Source organism: Lentzea sp. NPDC004789 (assembly GCF_053601075.1).
This window is the reverse complement of the sequence record NZ_JBSGBE010000005.1, coordinates 165,250-183,802: the sequence shown is the minus strand read 5'-3', so window position 1 is coordinate 183,802 and position 18,553 is coordinate 165,250. Positions and strand designations below refer to the sequence as shown.

General features: G+C 70.6%; 19 protein-coding genes. 8 read left to right on the top strand and 11 right to left on the bottom strand.

Annotated features, from left to right (window positions below; translation table 11 throughout):
• Positions 1 to 64 precede the first annotated feature (64 nt).
• The gene (locus ACWEIJ_RS13700) at positions 65 to 1,198 is read left to right on the top strand and encodes an endonuclease/exonuclease/phosphatase family protein (RefSeq protein WP_449837481.1); all 1,134 of its coding nucleotides are present in this window, start codon (positions 65 to 67) and stop codon (positions 1,196 to 1,198) included.
• Here ACWEIJ_RS13700 and ACWEIJ_RS13695 read toward each other — a convergent pair.
• A complete protein-coding gene (locus ACWEIJ_RS13695) occupies positions 1,195 to 1,485 on the bottom strand; it encodes a DUF1905 domain-containing protein (RefSeq protein WP_449837480.1) in 291 nt (96 codons plus the stop codon). The genes ACWEIJ_RS13700 and ACWEIJ_RS13695 overlap by 4 nt on opposite strands.
• Positions 1,486 to 1,499: 14 nt before the next feature.
• A complete protein-coding gene (locus tag ACWEIJ_RS13690; protein WP_449837479.1) occupies positions 1,500 to 2,084 on the bottom strand; it encodes a hypothetical protein in 585 nt (194 codons plus the stop codon).
• A gap of 124 nt (positions 2,085 to 2,208) precedes the next feature.
• Between ACWEIJ_RS13690 and ACWEIJ_RS13685 the strand changes: the two genes are divergently transcribed.
• Both ACWEIJ_RS13685 and ACWEIJ_RS13680 read left to right on the top strand, forming a co-directional pair.
• Positions 2,209 to 2,760, top strand: a complete 552-nt coding sequence (locus ACWEIJ_RS13685) for a TetR/AcrR family transcriptional regulator (protein WP_449837478.1) — start codon at positions 2,209 to 2,211, stop codon at positions 2,758 to 2,760.
• 5 nt (positions 2,761 to 2,765) lie between these two features.
• Positions 2,766 to 4,922: an MMPL family transporter gene (locus ACWEIJ_RS13680; RefSeq protein WP_449837477.1), complete on the top strand. Its 2,157-nt coding sequence runs from the start codon at positions 2,766 to 2,768 to the stop codon at positions 4,920 to 4,922.
• A gap of 16 nt (positions 4,923 to 4,938) precedes the next feature.
• Here the strand turns inward: ACWEIJ_RS13680 and ACWEIJ_RS13675 are convergent, their stop codons facing one another.
• On the bottom strand, positions 4,939 to 5,286 hold the full coding sequence (locus ACWEIJ_RS13675) for a DUF6292 family protein (protein WP_449837476.1): 348 nt from the start codon (positions 5,284 to 5,286) through the stop codon (positions 4,939 to 4,941).
• Positions 5,287 to 5,386: 100 nt separating this feature from the next.
• On the opposite strand from ACWEIJ_RS13675, the gene ACWEIJ_RS13670 reads away from it, so the two are divergent.
• Entirely contained in the window at positions 5,387 to 7,090 is a 1,704-nt protein-coding gene (locus ACWEIJ_RS13670; RefSeq protein WP_449837475.1) for a dihydroxy-acid dehydratase, read from the top strand.
• A gap of 19 nt (positions 7,091 to 7,109) precedes the next feature.
• Here the strand turns inward: ACWEIJ_RS13670 and ACWEIJ_RS13665 are convergent, their stop codons facing one another.
• From ACWEIJ_RS13665 to ACWEIJ_RS13645, 5 genes are read right to left on the bottom strand one after another with little or no spacing between them, the layout of a single operon-like run.
• The gene (locus ACWEIJ_RS13665) at positions 7,110 to 7,634 is read right to left on the bottom strand and encodes a class F sortase (protein WP_449837474.1); all 525 of its coding nucleotides are present in this window, start codon (positions 7,632 to 7,634) and stop codon (positions 7,110 to 7,112) included.
• On the bottom strand, positions 7,634 to 8,368 hold the full coding sequence (locus ACWEIJ_RS13660; RefSeq protein WP_449837473.1) for a DUF4397 domain-containing protein: 735 nt from the start codon (positions 8,366 to 8,368) through the stop codon (positions 7,634 to 7,636). Before ACWEIJ_RS13660 ends, ACWEIJ_RS13665 begins: the two co-directional genes overlap by 1 nt.
• A 43-nt stretch (positions 8,369 to 8,411) precedes the next feature.
• Complete coding sequence (locus tag ACWEIJ_RS13655) at positions 8,412 to 9,284, bottom strand: PfkB family carbohydrate kinase (protein ID WP_449837472.1); 873 nt, start codon at positions 9,282 to 9,284, stop codon at positions 8,412 to 8,414.
• Positions 9,285 to 9,320: 36 nt separating this feature from the next.
• Entirely contained in the window at positions 9,321 to 10,070 is a 750-nt protein-coding gene (locus ACWEIJ_RS13650) for a hypothetical protein (protein WP_449837471.1), read from the bottom strand.
• Positions 10,071 to 10,094: 24 nt separating this feature from the next.
• Positions 10,095 to 11,216, bottom strand: coding sequence for a GAF domain-containing protein (locus tag ACWEIJ_RS13645; protein ID WP_449837470.1), 1,122 nt, complete (start codon positions 11,214 to 11,216; stop codon positions 10,095 to 10,097).
• 119 nt (positions 11,217 to 11,335) lie between these two features.
• Between ACWEIJ_RS13645 and exaC the strand changes: the two genes are divergently transcribed.
• The 3 genes from exaC to ACWEIJ_RS13630 are packed head-to-tail and all read left to right on the top strand — an operon-like array spanning position 11,336 to position 14,082.
• On the top strand, positions 11,336 to 12,859 hold the full coding sequence (gene exaC, locus ACWEIJ_RS13640; protein WP_449837766.1) for an acetaldehyde dehydrogenase ExaC: 1,524 nt from the start codon (positions 11,336 to 11,338) through the stop codon (positions 12,857 to 12,859).
• Positions 12,859 to 13,209 (top strand): DUF779 domain-containing protein, encoded by a 351-nt coding sequence (locus ACWEIJ_RS13635; protein WP_449837469.1) that lies wholly within the window; start codon positions 12,859 to 12,861, stop codon positions 13,207 to 13,209. Before exaC ends, ACWEIJ_RS13635 begins: the two co-directional genes overlap by 1 nt.
• Before the next feature lie 9 nt (positions 13,210 to 13,218).
• Positions 13,219 to 14,082: a hypothetical protein gene (locus tag ACWEIJ_RS13630; protein ID WP_449837468.1), complete on the top strand. Its 864-nt coding sequence runs from the start codon at positions 13,219 to 13,221 to the stop codon at positions 14,080 to 14,082.
• On the opposite strand, the gene ACWEIJ_RS13625 is transcribed toward ACWEIJ_RS13630, so the two are convergent.
• Positions 14,070 to 14,651 (bottom strand): acetoacetate decarboxylase family protein, encoded by a 582-nt coding sequence (locus ACWEIJ_RS13625; RefSeq protein WP_449837467.1) that lies wholly within the window; start codon positions 14,649 to 14,651, stop codon positions 14,070 to 14,072. The genes ACWEIJ_RS13630 and ACWEIJ_RS13625 overlap by 13 nt on opposite strands.
• Before the next feature lie 117 nt (positions 14,652 to 14,768).
• Between ACWEIJ_RS13625 and ACWEIJ_RS13620 the strand changes: the two genes are divergently transcribed.
• A complete protein-coding gene (locus ACWEIJ_RS13620; RefSeq protein WP_449837466.1) occupies positions 14,769 to 16,040 on the top strand; it encodes an alpha/beta hydrolase family protein in 1,272 nt (423 codons plus the stop codon).
• Positions 16,041 to 16,088: 48 nt separating this feature from the next.
• Here ACWEIJ_RS13620 and ACWEIJ_RS13615 read toward each other — a convergent pair whose 3' ends face one another.
• Entirely contained in the window at positions 16,089 to 17,123 is a 1,035-nt protein-coding gene (locus ACWEIJ_RS13615; protein WP_449837465.1) for a chitinase, read from the bottom strand.
• A 73-nt stretch (positions 17,124 to 17,196) separates the two neighbouring features.
• A complete protein-coding gene (locus ACWEIJ_RS13610) occupies positions 17,197 to 18,138 on the bottom strand; it encodes an SDR family NAD(P)-dependent oxidoreductase (RefSeq protein WP_449837464.1) in 942 nt (313 codons plus the stop codon).
• Positions 18,139 to 18,553 lie beyond the last annotated feature (415 nt).

Sequence of the window (18,553 nt, the reverse complement as noted above, 5' to 3'; positions counted from 1 at the left end):
CCCGCCAAAGATCACCCGACCAGCCCAGGGCGCGGTCGTTCCTCCACATGCGACCCTGGAGTCGATGAGCACCACGCGAATCGGGTCGTTCAACGTGGAGAACATGTTCGAGCGCCCCAAAGTGATGGGCCGCAACGCGACCAGGCACGCGGCCCCGGTGCTGGCCGCCCACGCCCGGTTCAACGAGCTCATCGCCGCCGAGGCCTACACGCCGGAGGTCAAGGAAGAACTGCGGGAACACCTGGCGACGCTGGAGCTGCTGCGCGGTGACCGCAGCAGGTACGCGATCCTGCGGCGCATCCGCGGCCGGTTCCTGGCCCGGCACCGGACCGGCGAGACCTCGGTCGTCGCGAGCGGTCGCGAGTCGTGGGTCGGCTGGGTCGAGCTCACCACCGAACCGATCAGCGAGCTCGCCACCCGCCACACCGCCCAGGTGATGCGCGACGTCGGCGCGCACGTCCTGGGCGTGGTCGAGGCGGAGTCCCGCGAGCTGCTGCACATGTTCTCCGCCAGCATGCTCAAGCACGTCGGCTGGACCCCGTACGAGGAGGTCCACCTGATCGACGGCAACGACGAGCGCGGCATCAACGTGGGCCTGCTGACCCGCGACGCGCACGAGGTCATCACGATCCGCACGCACGTGTACGCGCGGGACAACACGGGCGTGATCTTCTCCCGCGACTGCGCCGAGTACCACGTGCGCACCCCGTTCGGCCCCGAGGTCGTCGTGCTGGTGAACCACCTGAAGTCCAAGGGCTACGGCGCTCCCGGCGACCCGATCGGCGCCCGCCGCCGCTTCCGCCAGGCGGTCCGCATCGCCCGCATCGTGAACCGCCTGCGCGACGAGGGCCACGAGCACATCGCCGTCGTCGGCGACCTCAACGACACCGCCGACAGCGAGGCGCTGCGCCCGCTGTTCCAGCGCACCGGCCTGCGCGACATCAGCGAACACCCGGACTTCGACTGGAACCACCGCCTCGGCACCTACCGCGGCACCAACGAGAAGGGCAAGATCGACTACGTCCTGCTCACCCCGGAGCTCTTCGGCAAGGCGGTCGGCGGCGGCGTCTTCCGCAAGGGCGTGTGGCGCGGCCCGCGCACCAAGAACCGTTGGGACGTCTACGAAACCCTGACCGACGAGGTGCACGCGGCCAGCGACCACGCCGCGATCTACGCCGACATCGACTGGTCTCGCTAGACGACCTCGACGGTCACCTCGACGACGTCGCCGGGGCCGATGTCGTTCTTCTTGCGCACGGCCGCCTTGATCGGCAGCACGTAGCAACCGGACTGCTTGTCCGGGAACACCGACGTCGACCAGGTGCTCGCGCCCACGCCGACGCGGACCTTCACGCTGCCGAAGCCCGCGCCGGGCGTGGCGATGTCGCGGATCTGGTCCGAGACGTCCTCGGGCAGGGTCACGAAGGTCCAGGTGTCCATGCGCCTGGCATCCCAGACCCACAGCTCGGCGTCGAAGACGAACATGGCCCGATTCTCCGTCAGAGCGGCGCGCCGATGTGCAGGTGCCGGTCGAACCGCGCGGCGAGCTCCTCCCCCATCCCGTACGGCGCCCACTCGCGCACCAGTTCCAGGAATCCGAGCAGATCCTGCCGCACGGCGGCGAGGTGCGAGGGCAGGTCCGCGAGCGGGATCTCGCACGCCGGTCCGCCGGTGCGCCGCGCGTCGGGCCACAGCCGCGCGACCCCGCCCTCGAACCGCACCTCGGGCGACGGCTCGTGCCCCAGCCACGGCACCCGGCCGTCGAGCAGTCCCTGCCAGTCGCGCCACGTCTCCAGCCCGACGCAGCAACCGGGCTCGATCTCCACGCCGGTGGCGGTGTCGCGCACCAGCAGGCCGCCGCTCGCGATGACGTGCTCGCCCAGCAGCACACCGAGCGTCGACGGTCCATCCACTTCGTGCTCGCCGTCGTTGTTGTACTCGGCCATCGAGGCCAGCGCCGTGCCGACGTCCTCACGGGACATGCGTCCGGACAGCACCACGTGCCCGTCCGAGTAGGGGCCGGTGGGCCAGCCGGGGAAGTCGACCAGGTGGTGGGCGGTGACGACGGCCCGCATCTCGATCACGGCGACATTGTGCGGGCAGGCCCGTCGACGTACTCGGCATCACCCGTGCGCGTGACGAAGGCCACCGACCGAATCGGTCGGTTTACCTACCGATCCGGTCGGTAAACGTCGTAAAGTCGTCGGCATGCCACGACAGCCGAGGGCCGGGGTCGACGAGAAGATCCTCGACGCCGCCGCCGCTCTCTTCGCACGGCACGGCTTCGAGCAGACGTCGCTCAAGGCCCTCGCCGACGCCGTCGGCCTGTCCAAGGCCGGCCTGCTGCACCACTTCCCCAGCAAGGACGCCCTCTTCGAGGCCGCCAGGGAGCAGAGCCGCGTGCTCAGCAGGCACGTGGCGGACCTGGTCGCGCCGATGCCCGCCGGGCCCGCGCGCGAGCGGCGGGCGCTGGAGCTGCTCACCGACATCGCGCTCGACCGGCCCGGGCTGGTCGCGCTGCTGTTCCGCGGGATCTCCGCGCCCGCCGAGGACGCGCGGCAGGCGCAGGACGAGCTGCTGCTCAACGAGATGTTCGTCATCGAACCCGAGAAAGAACTGGAGCGCGCGGTCCGGATCGTCGGCGCGCTCAGTGCCATGGCCGTGCTCACCCTCCTGGCCAACCAGGAGGGCGACAAGACGACGTGGCGACCCCTGATCCTCGCTACCTGCTACGACGCACTCGGGCACCGGGAGGCCTGACCACCATGGCGAAACTGCTCTACAAGCTCGGACTCGGTGCCCACCGGCACCGGCTCCCGGTCGTGCTGATCTGGTTGCTGGTGCTCCTCGGCGCGGGCGCCGGGGCGTTCACGCTGGGCGGTGAGACGTCCAACTCGATGTCCATCCCCGGCCAGGAGTCGACCACCGCGCTCGAACGCATCCAGCAGAAGTTCGGCACCGGTGAGACCGCGTCGGCACGGGTCGTCGTGCAGGCGCCGGACGGGCAGAAGCTGCCGCAGCACGTCAAGGCGATCACGGACCTGGTCAGCGACGAGGCCGCGGTCAAGGGCGTGCGGAACGCGACCAACCCGCTCGACCCCGCCGCGCCGAGCGTGAACCGCGACCTCAACGTCGGGTACAGCACCGTGACGTTCGACGTGAAGCCCGGCGAGGTCACCGACGAGCAGCGGGCCGAGCTCACCAAGGCCGTCGACAAGGCGCGGGCGACCGGGCTGACCGTCGAGGTCACCGGCACCGCGATGCAGCAGCCGCCGCACGTCGGCGGGCCGACCGAGGCCGCCGGTGTCGTGCTGGCGCTGGTCGTGCTCGCGCTGACCTACGGCTCGCTGGTGACCGCGGGCATGAACCTGCTGACCGCCGCGATCGGCGTCGGCATCGGCACGCTCGGCGTCACCATCGCGTCCGGGTTCATGGACCTGCAGTCGACCACGCCGATCCTCGCCTCGATGCTGGGGCTCGCGGTGGGCATCGACTACGCGTTGTTCATCATCAACCGCTACCGCCAGGAGCTGCGGCGCGGCTCCGACGTCGGCCACGCCGTCGCGACCGCGGTCGGCACCGCCGGTTCCGCCGTCGTCACGGCCGGTCTGACCGTCGTGATCGCGCTGGTGGGCCTCGCGATCGCGGGCATTCCGTTCCTCACGCAGATGGGCATCTCCGCGGCGGGCACGATCATCGTCGCGGTGCTCATCGCCGTCACGCTGGTGCCCGCGGTGCTGAGCCTGCTCGGCCGCCGGGTCCTGACCCGCAAGGAACGTGCCGCGGCCCCCGCGGAGCACACCGACCGCGGGGTCATCCGCGGCTGGGCCGAGGCCGTCACCCGCCACCGCGTCGTCGCGCTGCTGCTGTCGGTCGTGGCGCTCGGCGTCCTCGCGATCCCGGTGGCGTCCATGGACACCACGCTGATCCAGAAGCCGCCGGCCGGTTCGACCCAGGAGCGCGCCGACCAGATCCTGGCGAAGGGCTTCGGCGAGGGCTTCAACGGGCCGATCATCGTGCTCGTCGAGGGCGACGGTGCCGCCGCGACCGCCACCAAGGCCGCCGAGCCCATCGCGAAGATGCCCGACGTGGCCCTGGTGACGCCCGCCCAGCCGAGCCCGGACGGCTCCGCCGCGATGGTCACGGTGATCCCGAAGTCCGGCCCGGACAGCGCCGCGACCGAACAGCTCGTCGGCGACCTGCGCGCCGAACTGTCCCATGTGGACGGCGGCAGGGCCTACGTCACCGGTGCCACCGCGGTGAGCGTCGACGTGGCCACGTCCCTGGACCGCGCACTGCCGATCTACCTCGCGGTCGTGGTCGGACTGGCGCTCGTCCTGCTGGTGCTGGTGTTCCGCTCGCTGCTCGTGCCGCTCGTGGGCGTGTTCGGCTTCCTGCTGACCATCGGCGCGTCGCTGGGCGCCACGGTGGCGGTGTTCCAGTGGGGCTGGCTCGGCGCCGCGGTGAACCTCGAGAGCACCGGCCCGCTGATCAGCCTCACGCCGATCCTGGTGATCGGCATCCTGTTCGGGCTCGCCATGGACTACCAGATCTTCCTGGTGTCGCGGATGCACGAGGCGCACCACCGCGGTGCCAAGCCGATCGAGGCCATCACCACGGGCTTCCGCCAGGCCGCCCCGGTGGTCGTGGCCGCCGCGCTGATCATGTTCTCGGTGTTCGCGGGCTTCGTCCCCGCGGGCGAGCCGACCATGAAGTCGATCGCCTTCGCCCTGGCCGCCGGCATCTTCGTGGACGCGTTCGTGGTCCGCATGGTGCTCGTGCCCGCCGCGCTGGCCCTGATCGGTGAGCGCGCCTGGTGGCTGCCGAAGTGGCTGCGCCGGCTGCCGGAGCTCGACGTCGAGGGCACCGCGCTCGACTCGCTGGAACCCGGGAAGGACCGCGAGGCCGTCCCGGTCGGCTGATCCCTGCCGCACCCGGTCAGGCGACGTGTCCGCTGCGCGTGGCGGAGCTCACCGTCGCCGGCCGGGTGCGCTGGGTCAGCAGCCGCCGCACCCAGCGGGCCACCGTGCCCGGCGGCGGGTCCACCGCGCCGCCCAGGTGCGCCACCACGGTCAGGTCGGCGGCGCCGGGCTCCTCCACCGCCATCGCCCACCCGTGGCACTCGGTCCACAGCAGGGCGATGTCGCGGTCCGGGTGGCCGGGCAGCCTGCCCTCCACCGCGATGTACACCCGCAGGGGGTTCTCCCGGTCGACGCAGGACGACTCGCCGCTCAGGCCCAGCTCCCGCGTGACCCGCAAGGCGTAGTCCAGCTCCGGCGTCGCCACGCCCGCCGGTTACCCCGTTCGGAGGGATCTACTCGTGCTTCCCCAGGCACGGCGATCGGACGAAGATCGTGGCGTAGGTTGATGATCGAGGAGGCGCGCCGTGGGACTTCGCAGCGAGCAGTGGTACGCCGGTGACGACCGCAACGCCTACATCCACCGGGCCTGGATGCGCCGCGGCACGCCGTCGGACGCCTTCGCCAGACCGCAGATCGCGATCGCCAACACCGCCTCCGACCTGACGCCGTGCAACGCGCATCTCAACGAAGTGGCGGCGTCGGTGTCGAACGGCGTGCACGAAGCGGGTGGCATCCCGCTGAACCTGCCGGTCGTGTCGCTCGGCGAGACCAACGTGCGGCCCACCGCGATGCTGTGGCGCAACATGGCCGCGATGGCCGCCGAGGAGATGCTGCGCGCCAACCCGGTCGACGGCGTGGTGCTGCTCGGAGGCTGCGACAAGACGATTCCCGCGCTGCTGATGGCCGCCGCGTCCGTCGACATCCCGGCGGTCGTGGTGCCGGGCGGGCCGATGCTGACGGGCACGTTCCGCGGGGTGCCGTTGGGCTGCGGCACGGACGTATGGCGGCTGTCGGAGGAGGTGCGCGCCGGGACGTTGTCGCAGGAGGCGTTCATCCGGTCCGAGTCGGCGATGATCCGCAGCCGCGGCCACTGCAACACCATGGGCACCGCCTCGACGATGGCGCTGGTCGCGGAGGCGCTCGGCACGGTCGTCCCCGGCGTGGCGGGCACCCCGGCGCCGGACAGCAGGCTGCTGGAGGCCGCGCACGGCACCGGCCGGCTGGTCGTCGAACTGGTCGAGAAGGACCGGCGGCCCAGCACGTTCCTCACCAAGGCCTCGTTCCACAACGCGATCGTCGCGCTGGCCGCGATCGGCGGCTCGACCAACGCCGTGGTGCACCTGCTCGCGATCGCCGGGCGGCTCGGGGTGGACCTCGCGCTGGACGACTTCGACCGCATCGGGTCCGGGGTGCCGCTGCTGGTGGACCTCCAGCCCGCGGGCCGGTTCCTGATGGAGGACTTCCACCGCGCGGGCGGGCTGCTCGCCGTGTTGCGGGAAGTGCGCGATTTGCTCGACCCGGAAGGCCTGACGGTCACCGGGCAGCCGCTCGTCGACCACCTCGACGACGCCCCGATCTGGGACCCCGAGGTGATCCGCAACCGGGCCGAGCCGATCATCGCCGAGGGCGGGATCGCGGTGCTGCGCGGCAACCTCGCGCCGTCCGGCGCGCTGGTCAAACCGGCCGCCGCGTCACCGCATCTGTTGCAGCACCGGGGAAGGGCCGTCGTGTTCGACAGCATCGAGGACTTCCACGCCCGCATCGACGACCCCGATCTCGACGTGGACGCGGACTCCGTGCTGGTGCTGCGCGGCTGCGGACCGCGCGGCTATCCGGGCATGCCCGAGGTGTCGAACATGCCGCTGCCCAAGAAGCTCCTCGAACAGGGCGTGCGGGACATGGTCCGCGTCTGCGACGGGCGCATGAGCGGCACCGCGTACGGCACGGTCGTGTTGCACGTGGCGCCGGAAGCCGCCGCCGGCGGTCCACTCGGGCTGGTCCGCACCGGTGACGTCATCGTGCTGGACGTGGCGAACCGCCGGATCGACGTGGAGGCACCGGACTTCGCGCACCGGACGCCGAGTGCCGAGATGACCGAGGCGTTCGCGAAACCGAGGCGCGGCTGGGAACGGCTCTACATCGACCACGTGCTGGGCGCCGACACCGGGGCCGACCTGGACTTCCTGGTCGGTGCCAGCGGCAGCGAGGTCACCCGCGAGTCCCACTGAAACACTCACACCGGGCCGCTCAAACCTTGAGCACGGCCTCGACGATGACGTTGTCGCGGTAGCTGCCCGCGGCCCGGTCGAACTCGCCGCCGCACGTCACGAGCCGCAGCTCGGACAGCGGGGTCGGGCCGTACACGACGGCGGTCGGGAACGCGGACTTCGCGGTGGAGTAGGTGTGGTTCACGACGAACGTGAGCCTGCTGCCGTCCTTGCGCTCCACCAGGACCTCGGCACCGGGTTTCAGCTCCGGCAACCGGAAGAACACCCCCGGCCCGGTCCGCGAGTCGACGTGGCCCGCGATCACGGCGGGCCCGGCGTCCCCCGGCGCGACGCCCTTGGCGTACCACCCGGCCTTGTCCGCCCGCGTCGGCGGCTGCAGCGCTCCGGACGAGTCGACCTTCAGAGCCTCCAAAGAGGACTCGACGCCGATCGACGGGATCCGCACGGTCACCGGCTCCGGCACCTTCTCGGCGCCGGGGTCCTTCACGATGTAGATGAGCGCGACCAGAATCGCCGCGCCCATCACGAGCTTGCCCTTGCTCATCAGCCGAACCGGAAGAGCCTGCCGCGCACCGAGAACATCGCGATGCCCACGATGAGCGCGATGATCAGCGCGGTGACCCAGTCCCAGCCGCCGGCCATGCCGCCGAATCCGGTCTCCTGGCCGCCTCCGGGGACGACCTCGGCGCCCTTGGCGTCGGTGCGCAGCTCGATGCGGCGGGCGTTCACCAGCAACGTGTAGACCGCGCCCGACTCGAGGGTCGCGTCCAGCCGCGTGGAGTCCTTGCCGCGCGGCAGCACCTGCAGCGGGTCCGCTCCCGGCAGCATCACCGCGTAGCCGGTCACGGAGTTGGCCTGCACGTTGCGTTGCACGAACACGCTGCCGCGCAGGAGGTCCATCTCGGTGTCGCCGGCGTTGAGCACGCGCAGGCGCGCCTGACCGTTGGGCGGCAGGCTGACGTCGTCCTCGATCACCTTCATCGCGGACCCGAGATCGGCCACCGTGTACGCCTTGCCCGCGCCCGCGTGCACCAGCACCGACCTGAGCACGGGCGAGGACGGGTCCGCGCGGAACTCGACCACGTGGTCACCGGCGTCGACACGGCGGTAGTCGTAGAGCTGGGCGTAGTCGAGCGTGCCGAGCTTGGCGCCGTCGAGGGTGACGTCGACGCGCGCCTGGTCCATCGAGAAGTGCCCGATGCGCAGGTACGTGCCGCTCGCGGCGTGCGCGGGCGAGGCCGAGAGCAGCAGCAACAGCACGACGGCGAGCACTCGCACGCGGACCTCCCCTCACCGGACGCGCTAACGATAACGCGCCTGATCAGCGTCCGGTGAGCCCGTGGAGGTCCGGTCGCCCGCCTGGACGCGTGACGGTGTCGCCGGAGGCCCTGACCGCGAGCCCGGCGGCCTCCTCCGGCCCGTCGCCGCGGCACAGCGCGAAGGTCAGCGCCGCCACGAACGCGTCGCCACCACCGGTCGTGTCGACCGGCTCGACATCTCCGAGAGGCACCACCAGCTCGCCGTCGTCCCAGGTGAACACGTTGCCGACGTCGTCGACGGCGAGCGCCACGAACCCGGGACCGCGCGCCATCACCTCGCGCGCGGCGCGCAGGGCGTCGTCCGCGCTGCCGATCTTCCGGCCGGACAGCAGCTCGGCCTCGCGGTGATCGGCCCGCACGACGTCCGCGCACGCCAGCAGCTCCTCGCGCAACCGTTCCGGCGCCCCGTCCAGCACCACCCGCCCACCGGCCGCGCGGGCCGCCCGCAACGCCACCTCGGGCGGTTGCTGCAGCTGCAGGACGACGGCAGCGGCCTGGGCGAAGACGTCCTCGCTCACGTCCGACTCGGTCAGCAGCAGGCCGTCGGGGACGTCTTCGAGGTAGCGCCACCCGTCGGCCACGAGGTCCACGATCAGCCCGGTCGCGCAGCCGGGCCGCCGCACCACCGCCTCGGTGCCGATCCCGTCCGCCGCGGCCCGCGCGAGCAGCCGTTCGCCCACGGCGTCGTCCCCGACCACGCCCACGAGCCGCACCGGCGCGCCCAGCTGCGCCAGCCCGACCGCGATGTTCGCGCCCTTGCCGCCGAGCATCTCGCGCCGCTGCCGCACCGGCGCCGTGCCACCCGGGCCCGGCACCTCGTCCACGACGAGCACCAGGTCCCGCGCGATCTGTCCCATCACGACGATCTCGTCCACCGCGCTGGGCTACCCGATCAGGACCGGACGCAGACCTCAGCCCGGTGCGCACCGATCGGTGACGTCCTGCCCGTCCGGCAGCACCGCGAAGAGGTCGACCGGCGTGCGCTGCGACACCATCTCCGTGCGGTGCAGGCGTTTGAGCCGGTCACGGGCGAGAGAGACCTCCTGGCTGGTCGCGGACAGCACGAGCACCGGGACCGCGCCCAGCCGCAGGTGCCCGCCGACGCGGTGGACGTTGCCGCGGCCGAACTTGAGCACCTTCCCGTACCGCACCAGGTAGAGGAGGTTCTCCTCGCCGCGGGAGTGCTTGAGCTGCGCCACCTCACCGGTCTCGGCGTTCCGGCCCCACGTGCCGTGCGACTTCGTCAGCCACCGGAACGCGGTCCACGGCAGGCCGTGCAGGTCGGTCGCGAGCACGGTCCAGCCCGGCTGGAAGTACTTCGCCAGCCTGATCTTGACGGTCGTCGCTGCGATGAGCTCGGAGTTCTCCCGCCAGGTGCCGTCCAGTTCGAGCCGCCGCGCGATCCCCTGCACCGCGGGATCCGGCACCGACCGGTCGTCCAGGCACACCAGGCACCGGGTGCGAAATCCGGCACCGCACGAGCGCGCGACACCGCACCAGCCGCACTGGTAGATCTGCACGTCCGCGCCACTCGGCCGGTCGTGCACCAGTTTCATCTGGTCCGCCACGACCTGCAGGCACGACGTGCACATGGCACACCACGCGACCTCGGTGACCTCCTTGCGCGGCAACCGGGTCATGCAGTTGATGCACTGCTTCACTTCGTCCTCCCCCAGCAGGGAAGCCTATTCCAACGCCCTTCGCAGGCGCGAGGAGACAAGAGCGTGACGAGGATCGGTGACCGGGAGCAGCAGGTGCAGCCGTTCGAGCACCTCGGCGTCCTCCCCGCTGTCGGCGAACGTCAGCAGCGAGCCGACGTCCGCGCTGTCGAGCACGCCCTTGCGCACCGCCGCGGCGAGATCCGCGCGTTCCTCCCGCACGACCGGCGCGTCCGAACGGGGCAGCAGCTCGCCGCCGTAGTGCCGGGTGGCCTGGCCCGCGTCACCGGATCTCAGCGCCGTGCGGACGTCCAGGAAGTCGCCGCGCACCACCGCATCGAGCCGGTACGGCCTCGTCAACAGGACATCACCGAGCTGCGCGCGCAGCCTGTGCAGCTCCGCGCGGACCGTGGTCGGGTTCCCTCGTTCACCATAGAGCAACAACGCGAGCTGCTCGGCCGTGAGTCCCTTGGGGTGCAACGCGAGCGCCGTCAGCACCTCCGCGTTGCGCAACGTCAGCAGCAACGGCCGCCCGTCGAGTTCGGCGTGCAGCCCGCCGAGGAAGGTCAGCGTGAGCACGTGCCGCCGTGGCGCGAACTGCCTCAGGTGGTGCTCGGCCAGCCGGGCGGCGGCCGAGACGAGCTGCGCCACGGCCGGGTGCATGGTCCGCAGCGGCCCGCTCACGTCGACCACGCCCAGCAGCAGCCCGCTGTGGGGGTCGTGGATCGGGCTCGCCGCACAGGTCCAGCCGTGATAGGTCCGCACCAGGTGCTCGCGCGAGTGCACGGTGACGGGTTTGCCGGTGGCGAGCGCCGTGCCCATCGCGTTCGTGCCGATGACGTCCTCGCTCCAGCGCGAGCCCTCGGTGAGGTGGACGCGTTCCGCCTTGTGCCGCACCCGGTTGTCGCCCTCGCACCACAGGACGTGTCCGCGCGTGTCGGTGACGATCATGATCGTCTCGTCCATCGACAGCGTGTGCCGCAGCAGCGGCACGGTCGCCGCCAGCGGGTGGGCGCCGCGCAGGTCCTCGACCTCGTCCGGCGCGTAGACCACCGGCGCCTCGTGCCGGTCGGGGTCGACGCGCGCCGCGAGGGACCGCCGCCACGACTCGGCGATCACCGGCCGCGTTGCTTCGCCGAGGTCCGTCACCCCTCCAGGATGACGGGCCTTCTGCCACAGGCCGTTACTCCTTTCGGATGCAACGCGCGTGAAACGTTGCACTGCCTAGCGTCGCCCTTCAGTTCGCAACGATGCGGGAGGCGAGACGGATGGCGAAGTTCGCGGCTCCAGGACAACCCGGCAGCGTGGTGACGTACCGCGACCGGTACGACCACTTCATCGGAGGCGAGTACGTCCCGCCCGCCAAGGGCGAGTACTTCGCGAACCCCACCCCGGTCACCGGCGAGGAGTTCACCGAGATCGCCCGCGGCACCGCCGACGACGTCGAACGCGCGCTGGACGCGGCCCACGGCGCCGCCCGCGCGTGGGGCAGGACGCCGGTCGCCGACCGGGCCGGCGTCCTCAACAAGATCGCGGACCGGATCGAGGCCAACCTCGAGGCGCTCGCCGTCGCCGAGACGTGGGAGAACGGCAAGCCGATCCGCGAGACCCTGGCCGCCGACCTGCCGCTCGCGGTCGACCACTTCCGCTACTTCGCGGGCGTGATCCGCGCCCAGGAGGGCGGCATCTCGCAGATCGACGAGGACCTGGTCGCCTACCACTTCCAGGAGCCGCTCGGCGTCGTCGGCCAGATCATCCCGTGGAACTTCCCGTTGCTCATGGCGACGTGGAAACTCGCGCCCGCCCTCGCCGCGGGCAACGCGGTGGTGCTCAAGCCCGCCGAGCAGACCCCTGCGTCGATCCACGTGCTGATGGAGCTGATCGCGGACCTGCTGCCGCCCGGCGTCGTGAACGTGGTCAACGGTTTCGGCGTCGAGGCGGGCAAGCCGCTGGCGTCGTCGCGGCGGGTGGCGAAGGTGGCGTTCACCGGTGAGACGACCACCGGCCGGTTGATCATGCAGTACGCCAGTGAGAACATCATCCCGGTCACGCTGGAGCTCGGCGGGAAGTCGCCGAACGTGTTCTTCGCCGACGTCGCGGCGCAGCGGGACGCCTTCTACGACAAGGCACTCGAGGGCTTCACGATGTTCGCGCTGAACCAGGGCGAGGTCTGCACGTGCCCGTCGCGCGCGCTGATCCAGTCGTCGATCTACGACCAGTTCCTCGGCGACGCCGTGGAACGGACGCGCGCGGTGAAGCAGGGTCACCCGCTCGACACCGAGACGATGATCGGCGCGCAGGCGTCCAACGACCAGCTCGAGAAGATCCTGTCGTACATCGGCATCGGCAGGCAGGAGGGCGCCCGCGTGCTCACCGGCGGCGAGCGCGCGGACCTCGGCGGCGAGCTGTCCGGCGGCTACTACGTGACGCCGACGGTCTTCGAGGGCGACAACAAGATGCGGATCTTCCAGGAGGAGATCTTCGGCCCGGTCGTCGCCGTGACGTCGTTCGACTCCTACGACGACGCCATGAAGACCGCCAACGACACCCTCTACGGCCTGGGCGCGGGCGTGTGGTCCCGGGACGGCTCCGTCGCCTACCGCGCAGGCCGCGACATCCAGGCGGGCCGCGTGTGGGTGAACAACTACCACGCCTACCCGGCGCACGCGGCGTTCGGCGGCTACAAGCAGTCCGGCATCGGCCGCGAGAACCACCGCGTGATGCTGGACCACTACCAGCAGACCAAGAACCTGCTCGTCAGCTACTCGCAGAACGCCCAGGGCTTCTTCTGATGCCCCGCGTGGCACTGACCGAGGAGGCGGCGGACGTGCTCCGCCGCCTCCTGGCCTCGCACGGCGACCTGATGTTCCACCAGTCCGGCGGCTGCTGCGACGGCTCGGCCCCGATGTGCTACCCCGCAGGGGAGTTCCGCACCGGCTCGGCCGACGTGCACCTCGGCGACCTGACCGTCGACGCGTCCGTCGTTCCCGTGTGGATGTCCGCGGCGCAGTTCGAGTACTGGAGCCACACGCACCTGACGATCGACGTGGTGCCCGGCCGTGGCAGCGGGTTCTCCTTGGAGGCACCACTGGGAGTGCGTTTCCTGGTGCGTTCACGTTTGCTGAACGAGGGTGAGTTCTAGCATCTGCGCATGACCGTCCAATGCGGATGCTGCGGGGCCGAGATCGCGTCTACGGGCCGCATCGACTACCGGTTGAACCGCCCGGAGGCCCTGATCGGCCTGCCCAGCGAGCAACTCGGTGCGCCGACGGGAGGACTGCTCGTCGGACCGGACGGCGCCTCCTACATCCGTTGTCTGCTACCGGTTCGGCTGACCGGCGGAACCGAGCTCGTGTTCGGCGCGTGGATGCAGATCAGCAAAGTCGACGCCATGTACGCCCACGCCGTGTGGAACAACGACAGCGAGTACAAGAACCTGCGCGTCTCCGGCCGGTTCGCGAACTTCATCGCACCGTGGGACCTGCTCGGCACCCACGCCGAGGCCGCCGTCCTCAACGCCGACGAGCTGCCGTACTACACCTCGCACCCGTTGCTGGAGCGCGAATGGGACCGCGACGAGGTGCTCAGCCACATCCCCCACCCGCTGCCGATCCCGGTGCGCGAGACGCTCGCCGAGGTCTGGAGCGTCGAGCGCAGCGCGGGCATGCGCTGCACCATCGAGAACCGCACGATGTGCTTCACGAGCCCGGACCGCTGGGTGGGTCTCGACGTCTACGCCGACCGCACCGGCGGCAGCGCGAGCGACTTCCTCGGCGCCGTGCTGGACGGCTACCCGGCGAGCGCCGAGCACTCGGTCACGCACGACGGCGAGGAGCTGCGGCACGCGTTCTGGCTCAGCGAGGTCATCGACGGCCACGAGGAGCAGGTGTTCCACGGGCACGTAGTCCGTCCGGGCACGATGCTGTCCGTGCGCATCGTTCACCGCTTCCCGGCCGACCGCACGTGGGCGCAGCACGTGCTGAACAGCGTGCGGTACATCGGTCAGCGCGCCTGACCGAACGTCAGCCGCATGTCGTGCACCGCGAGACTCACCAGCGGTGTGCGACCGGTCAGGTAGCCGAGCGGGCCGCCGGCCGGGAACAGCCACGCGGTCCGGACCAATCGGAACCTTCCGGACATGACGGCGTGAGCGCGCACGTCCCGGCCGTCCAGGCGTTGCGCGGTCGGACCGGCGATCGTCCACCGGCCGGGCAACCGCACACCACTGGTCACCGCGACACCCGCGATCGACGAGCCCTGGCCGAACCGGGCGAGCCGCTTCGGGATCGCCCACAGCTCGCGGCCGCCCAGCCGCGACGCCTCGCTGTCGACCCAGATCTGCGGCACGGACACGGCGACCGCCGCCCCGTCCCGCACGGGCGTGGCGACGAGCAGCTCGTCGTAGGCGAGCACGCCGCCCGGTTCGTACTTCACGAACGCCACCGCCACGAAAGCGCTGCCCGCCACCGTGATCATTCGCGCGCCGGCCGGGAGGTGGTCAGCCGGCACCAGCTCTCGCGGCACCCGGAACACGGAGAGCACGAGCGAGCCCCGCAGATGCCACGGTTGGGCTGGATACCGCACGTTCACGACCGTACTCGCGGTACCGGTTCCCGGCACGAAGACCGGAACGTCAGGGCAGTCCCAAGTTTGCCGGCGTGACCTGGACCACTCGCCGACCCGGACTGACGATTCCCAGCCATGAACGTCCTGCTGGCAATCGCACTGGCCGCGAGCGTCACGACGCCCGTACACCTGCCGCCCACGGCGCCGTGCCCGGCGAACGTCCCCGCCGGCACGACCTGTTACGAGGGCCGGGACGCCAACGGCGCCTACTACACGATCGCCGTGCCGAAGAAGTGGAACAAGACGCTGGTCGTCCACTCGCACGGCGGCCCGGACCTGGGTGACCCCACCCCGGAGCGCACGCGGGACGACCTCAACCGCTGGGCCGTCATGGTCAAGGAGGGCTACGCGTGGGCGGGCACGTCGTACCGGCGCGGCGGCTACGGCACGCGGATGGCGGCGGAGGACACCGACAACCTGCGCCGGATGGTCAGCGCGATGCTCAAGCCGCACAAGGTCTACCTCCACGGCCAGTCGTGGGGCGGCAACGTCGCGGCCAAGACCATCGAGCTGTACCGGGGCTACGACGCGGCGCTGCTCACCAGCGGCGTCCTGGCCGGCGGCTCGCGCGGCTACGACTACCGCGTCGACCTGCGCGTGGTCTACCAGTACTACTGCGGCAACCATCCCCGGCCGTCCGAGGCGCGGTACCCGTTGTGGCAGGGCCTGCGTCCCGGCTCGACGATGACCACCGCCGGGCTGCGCGGCCGCGTCGAGGAATGCCTTGGCACCGCGGGCAACCGCACGCCCGCACAACAGCAGAAGCCGGACGACGTCCTCGCGGTCACCAAGATCCCCGAGGAAACCCTGAACTCGCACCTGAACTTCGCCACGTTCACGTTCCGCGACATCGTCCACAACCGCCTCGGCGACCGGAACCCGTGGAGCAACACCGGTGTCGTGTACCAGGGCTCGCACGACGACGCCGCCCTGAACGCGGGCGTGGAACGGTTCGCAGCGGACCCGGCGGCACGGGCCGAACTGGCCTACGACAGCGATCTCACGGGGAAAATCGACCTCCCGGTGCTGTCGGTGCACGCGATCGGCGACCCGACGGCGTTCGTGGAGCACGAGTCCGCCTACCGCGACACCGTGCGGAAGGCCGGGCGCTCGTACCACCTCGTGCAGACGTTCACGACCGAGGCCACGCACTCGGCGTTCAGCGACTCCGAGTACGCCGCGGCCATGCGGTCGTTGGCAGCGTGGGAGAAGTGGGGTCTGCGGCCCAGCCCGTCCCTGATCGCGCGCAGCTGTCCGAGCCACGACAGGAAGTACGGCACGGGCTGCTTCTTCGACCCGCGCTTCCAGCCGAACTCCTACGAGTCACGGGTCGCGCCCCGCACGTGACCCGCAGATGGCGATGCCCGGCCGCACACACCGGGCATCGCCGGGAACTCAGCGGCCCTGCAACGACTTCACCTTGTCGCCGAAGGTCCAGTTCTTCGAGCCGTCCCAGTTGATCGACCAGGTCATGAGCCCCTTGAGCTGACCGTTGAAGCTGTTCCACGCCTGCCCGACCAGGCTCGGGCTCAGGTAACCGCCACCGGCACCGGGCTGCGCGGGCAGACCCGGTACCTGCTTGTCGTAGGGCACCTTGATCGTGGTGCCCTGCACGACCAGCCCCTTGTTGAGGCACTGGGTCTGGGCGACGAAGCCCTGCACGGTGCCGGCCTGGTAGCTGTCGCCGGAGCAGCCGTACATGGAACCGTTGTAGTACTGCATGTTCAGCCACCAGAGGCGGCCGTTGTCCGCGTACTTCTTGATGATCGGCAGGTACGCGCCCCAGATGGAGCCGTAGACGATGCTGCCGCCCGTCACGTACGCGGTCTCCGGCGCCATCGTCAGGCCGAAGCCGGACGGCATGGCGGCGAGGACGCCGTCGATGATGCGGATCAGGTTGGCCTGCGAGGTGGACAGCTGACCGATGTTGCCACTGCCCACCAAACCGGTCTCGATGTCGATGTCGATCCCGTCGAAGTTGAACTTCTTGAGGATCGGCACGACGGTGGCGACGAACCGGTTGGCCACGGCGGTCGAGCTCAGGTCGATGCCCGCCGCCGCGCCCCCGATCGACAGCAGGATCGTGGCCCCGGCCGCCTTCGCCGCGCACATCTCGGCGGGCGTCGCGGCCTTGACCCCCGCGTCCATGCCGTCCTCCCACAGCACCGTGCCGTCGGAACGGATCACGGGGAACGCCGCGTTGATCACGTTGTAGCCGTGCTGCCTGATGCGGCTGTCGGTGATCGGCGTCCAGCCGAACGGCGGGTGCACACCGTTCGACGACCCGTCCCAGTTCTCCCAGTAGCCCTGCAGAACCTTGCCTGCGGGCCGGGACTTGAGCGCGCACGTGTCGGCCGCCTGCGCGGTGGACGGGACGAGCACGGCACTCATGAGCAGAAGCAGGGCTGTCAACACCAAGCGGGCAGACATTCGCTCACCTTTCGCGTTCAGGCGGCGACCCGTTGTGTCATTGAAGCACGAAATGGTCCAGACCTCTACCCGATCAGCCGACCTTGAGGGACCACAGCGTCTCCTCCGACACCTTCCACAGCCGGTCGGCCGCCTCCGGGTCCTGCGCGTAGGCGGCCACACCGGACAGCACATCACCGGTGTTCGGCAACGCCTCGTTGCAGTCCTCGAAGTACTTGCCCGACAAGCCTTTCAGCAACGGCGACGTGGCCACGACCAGCGTCGTCGCCGCACCCTGCGCGGGCGTCTTCACCCGGCGCCTCGTCGCGGCACCGCTCAGCCTGATCCGTTCCTGCAGCTCCTCGGGCGTGAGGTGGCGCTGCAGGTTCGTGGCGATGCTGCCGGGCATCAGCGCGTTCACGGTGATGCCCTCACCGGCCCAGCGCTTGCCCGCCTCCACCCCGAACAGGATGTTCGCCGTCTTCGACTGGCCGTACGCCTGCCAGCGCTCGTACTCGCGACGCTCGTAGTGGATGTCGTCGAACACCACCGGGCTGGCGAGGTGGGCGGACGAGCTGACGTTCACCACCCGCGCACCCTCCGCGCGCAACGAGTTGAACAGCCCCACCGTCAACGCGAAGTGCCCGAGGTGGTTGGTCGCGAACTGCAGCTCCCACCCCTGCGGCGTGCGCGTGAGCGGCGTGGCCATGACACCGGCGTTGTTGACCAGCAGGTGCAACGGCCCGTCCCAGTTGCGCGCGAACGCCTTCACCGACTCCTGCGACGCCAGATCCAGCCGCGCCGCGGAGATGTACCTGTTGCCCGTCGCCTTGATGAGCGCCGACGCGACCCGCTGGCCCGCATCGACGTCGCGCGCGGCGATCGTGACCTCGGCACCGGCCGCGGCCAGCGCCCGCACCGTCTCGACGCCGATGCCCGACGCGCCACCGGTGACGACGGCGCGACGGCCGGCGAGGTCGCTCACGGCGGCCACTTCCATCGCGGTCGTCTCGAACCCGAACCCAGTGGTGATCATGCCTGCACCTTCGGTTTTTCTTTGGGGAGCTTGGAAAGTTGGGTGTGGTGGTCGTTGGGGACGACCGTGTGGGCGGCTGAGCCGCTTTTTGGTGTGGCTGCGTGTTCGGCGTTTGTCGGAAGGCGTTGGACAGGTGGGCGACTGCGAGGGTGGCCGCCTGAACGATCGAGCCGCTCGCCAACGGCCGCACGTCAGGCGTTCGACCGCGAGGCGTTGGTCAGCCGGACACTGCCAGGACGACCGCCTGAATCACCCAGCCACTCGCCAACGGCCACACATCCGGGGTCCAGCCGCGAGGCGTTGGAAAGCCAGACGACTACCAGGACGACCGCCTGAATCACCCAGCCACTCGCCAACGGCCACACATCCGGGGTCCAGCCGCGAGGCGTTGGAAAGCCAGACGACTACCAGGACG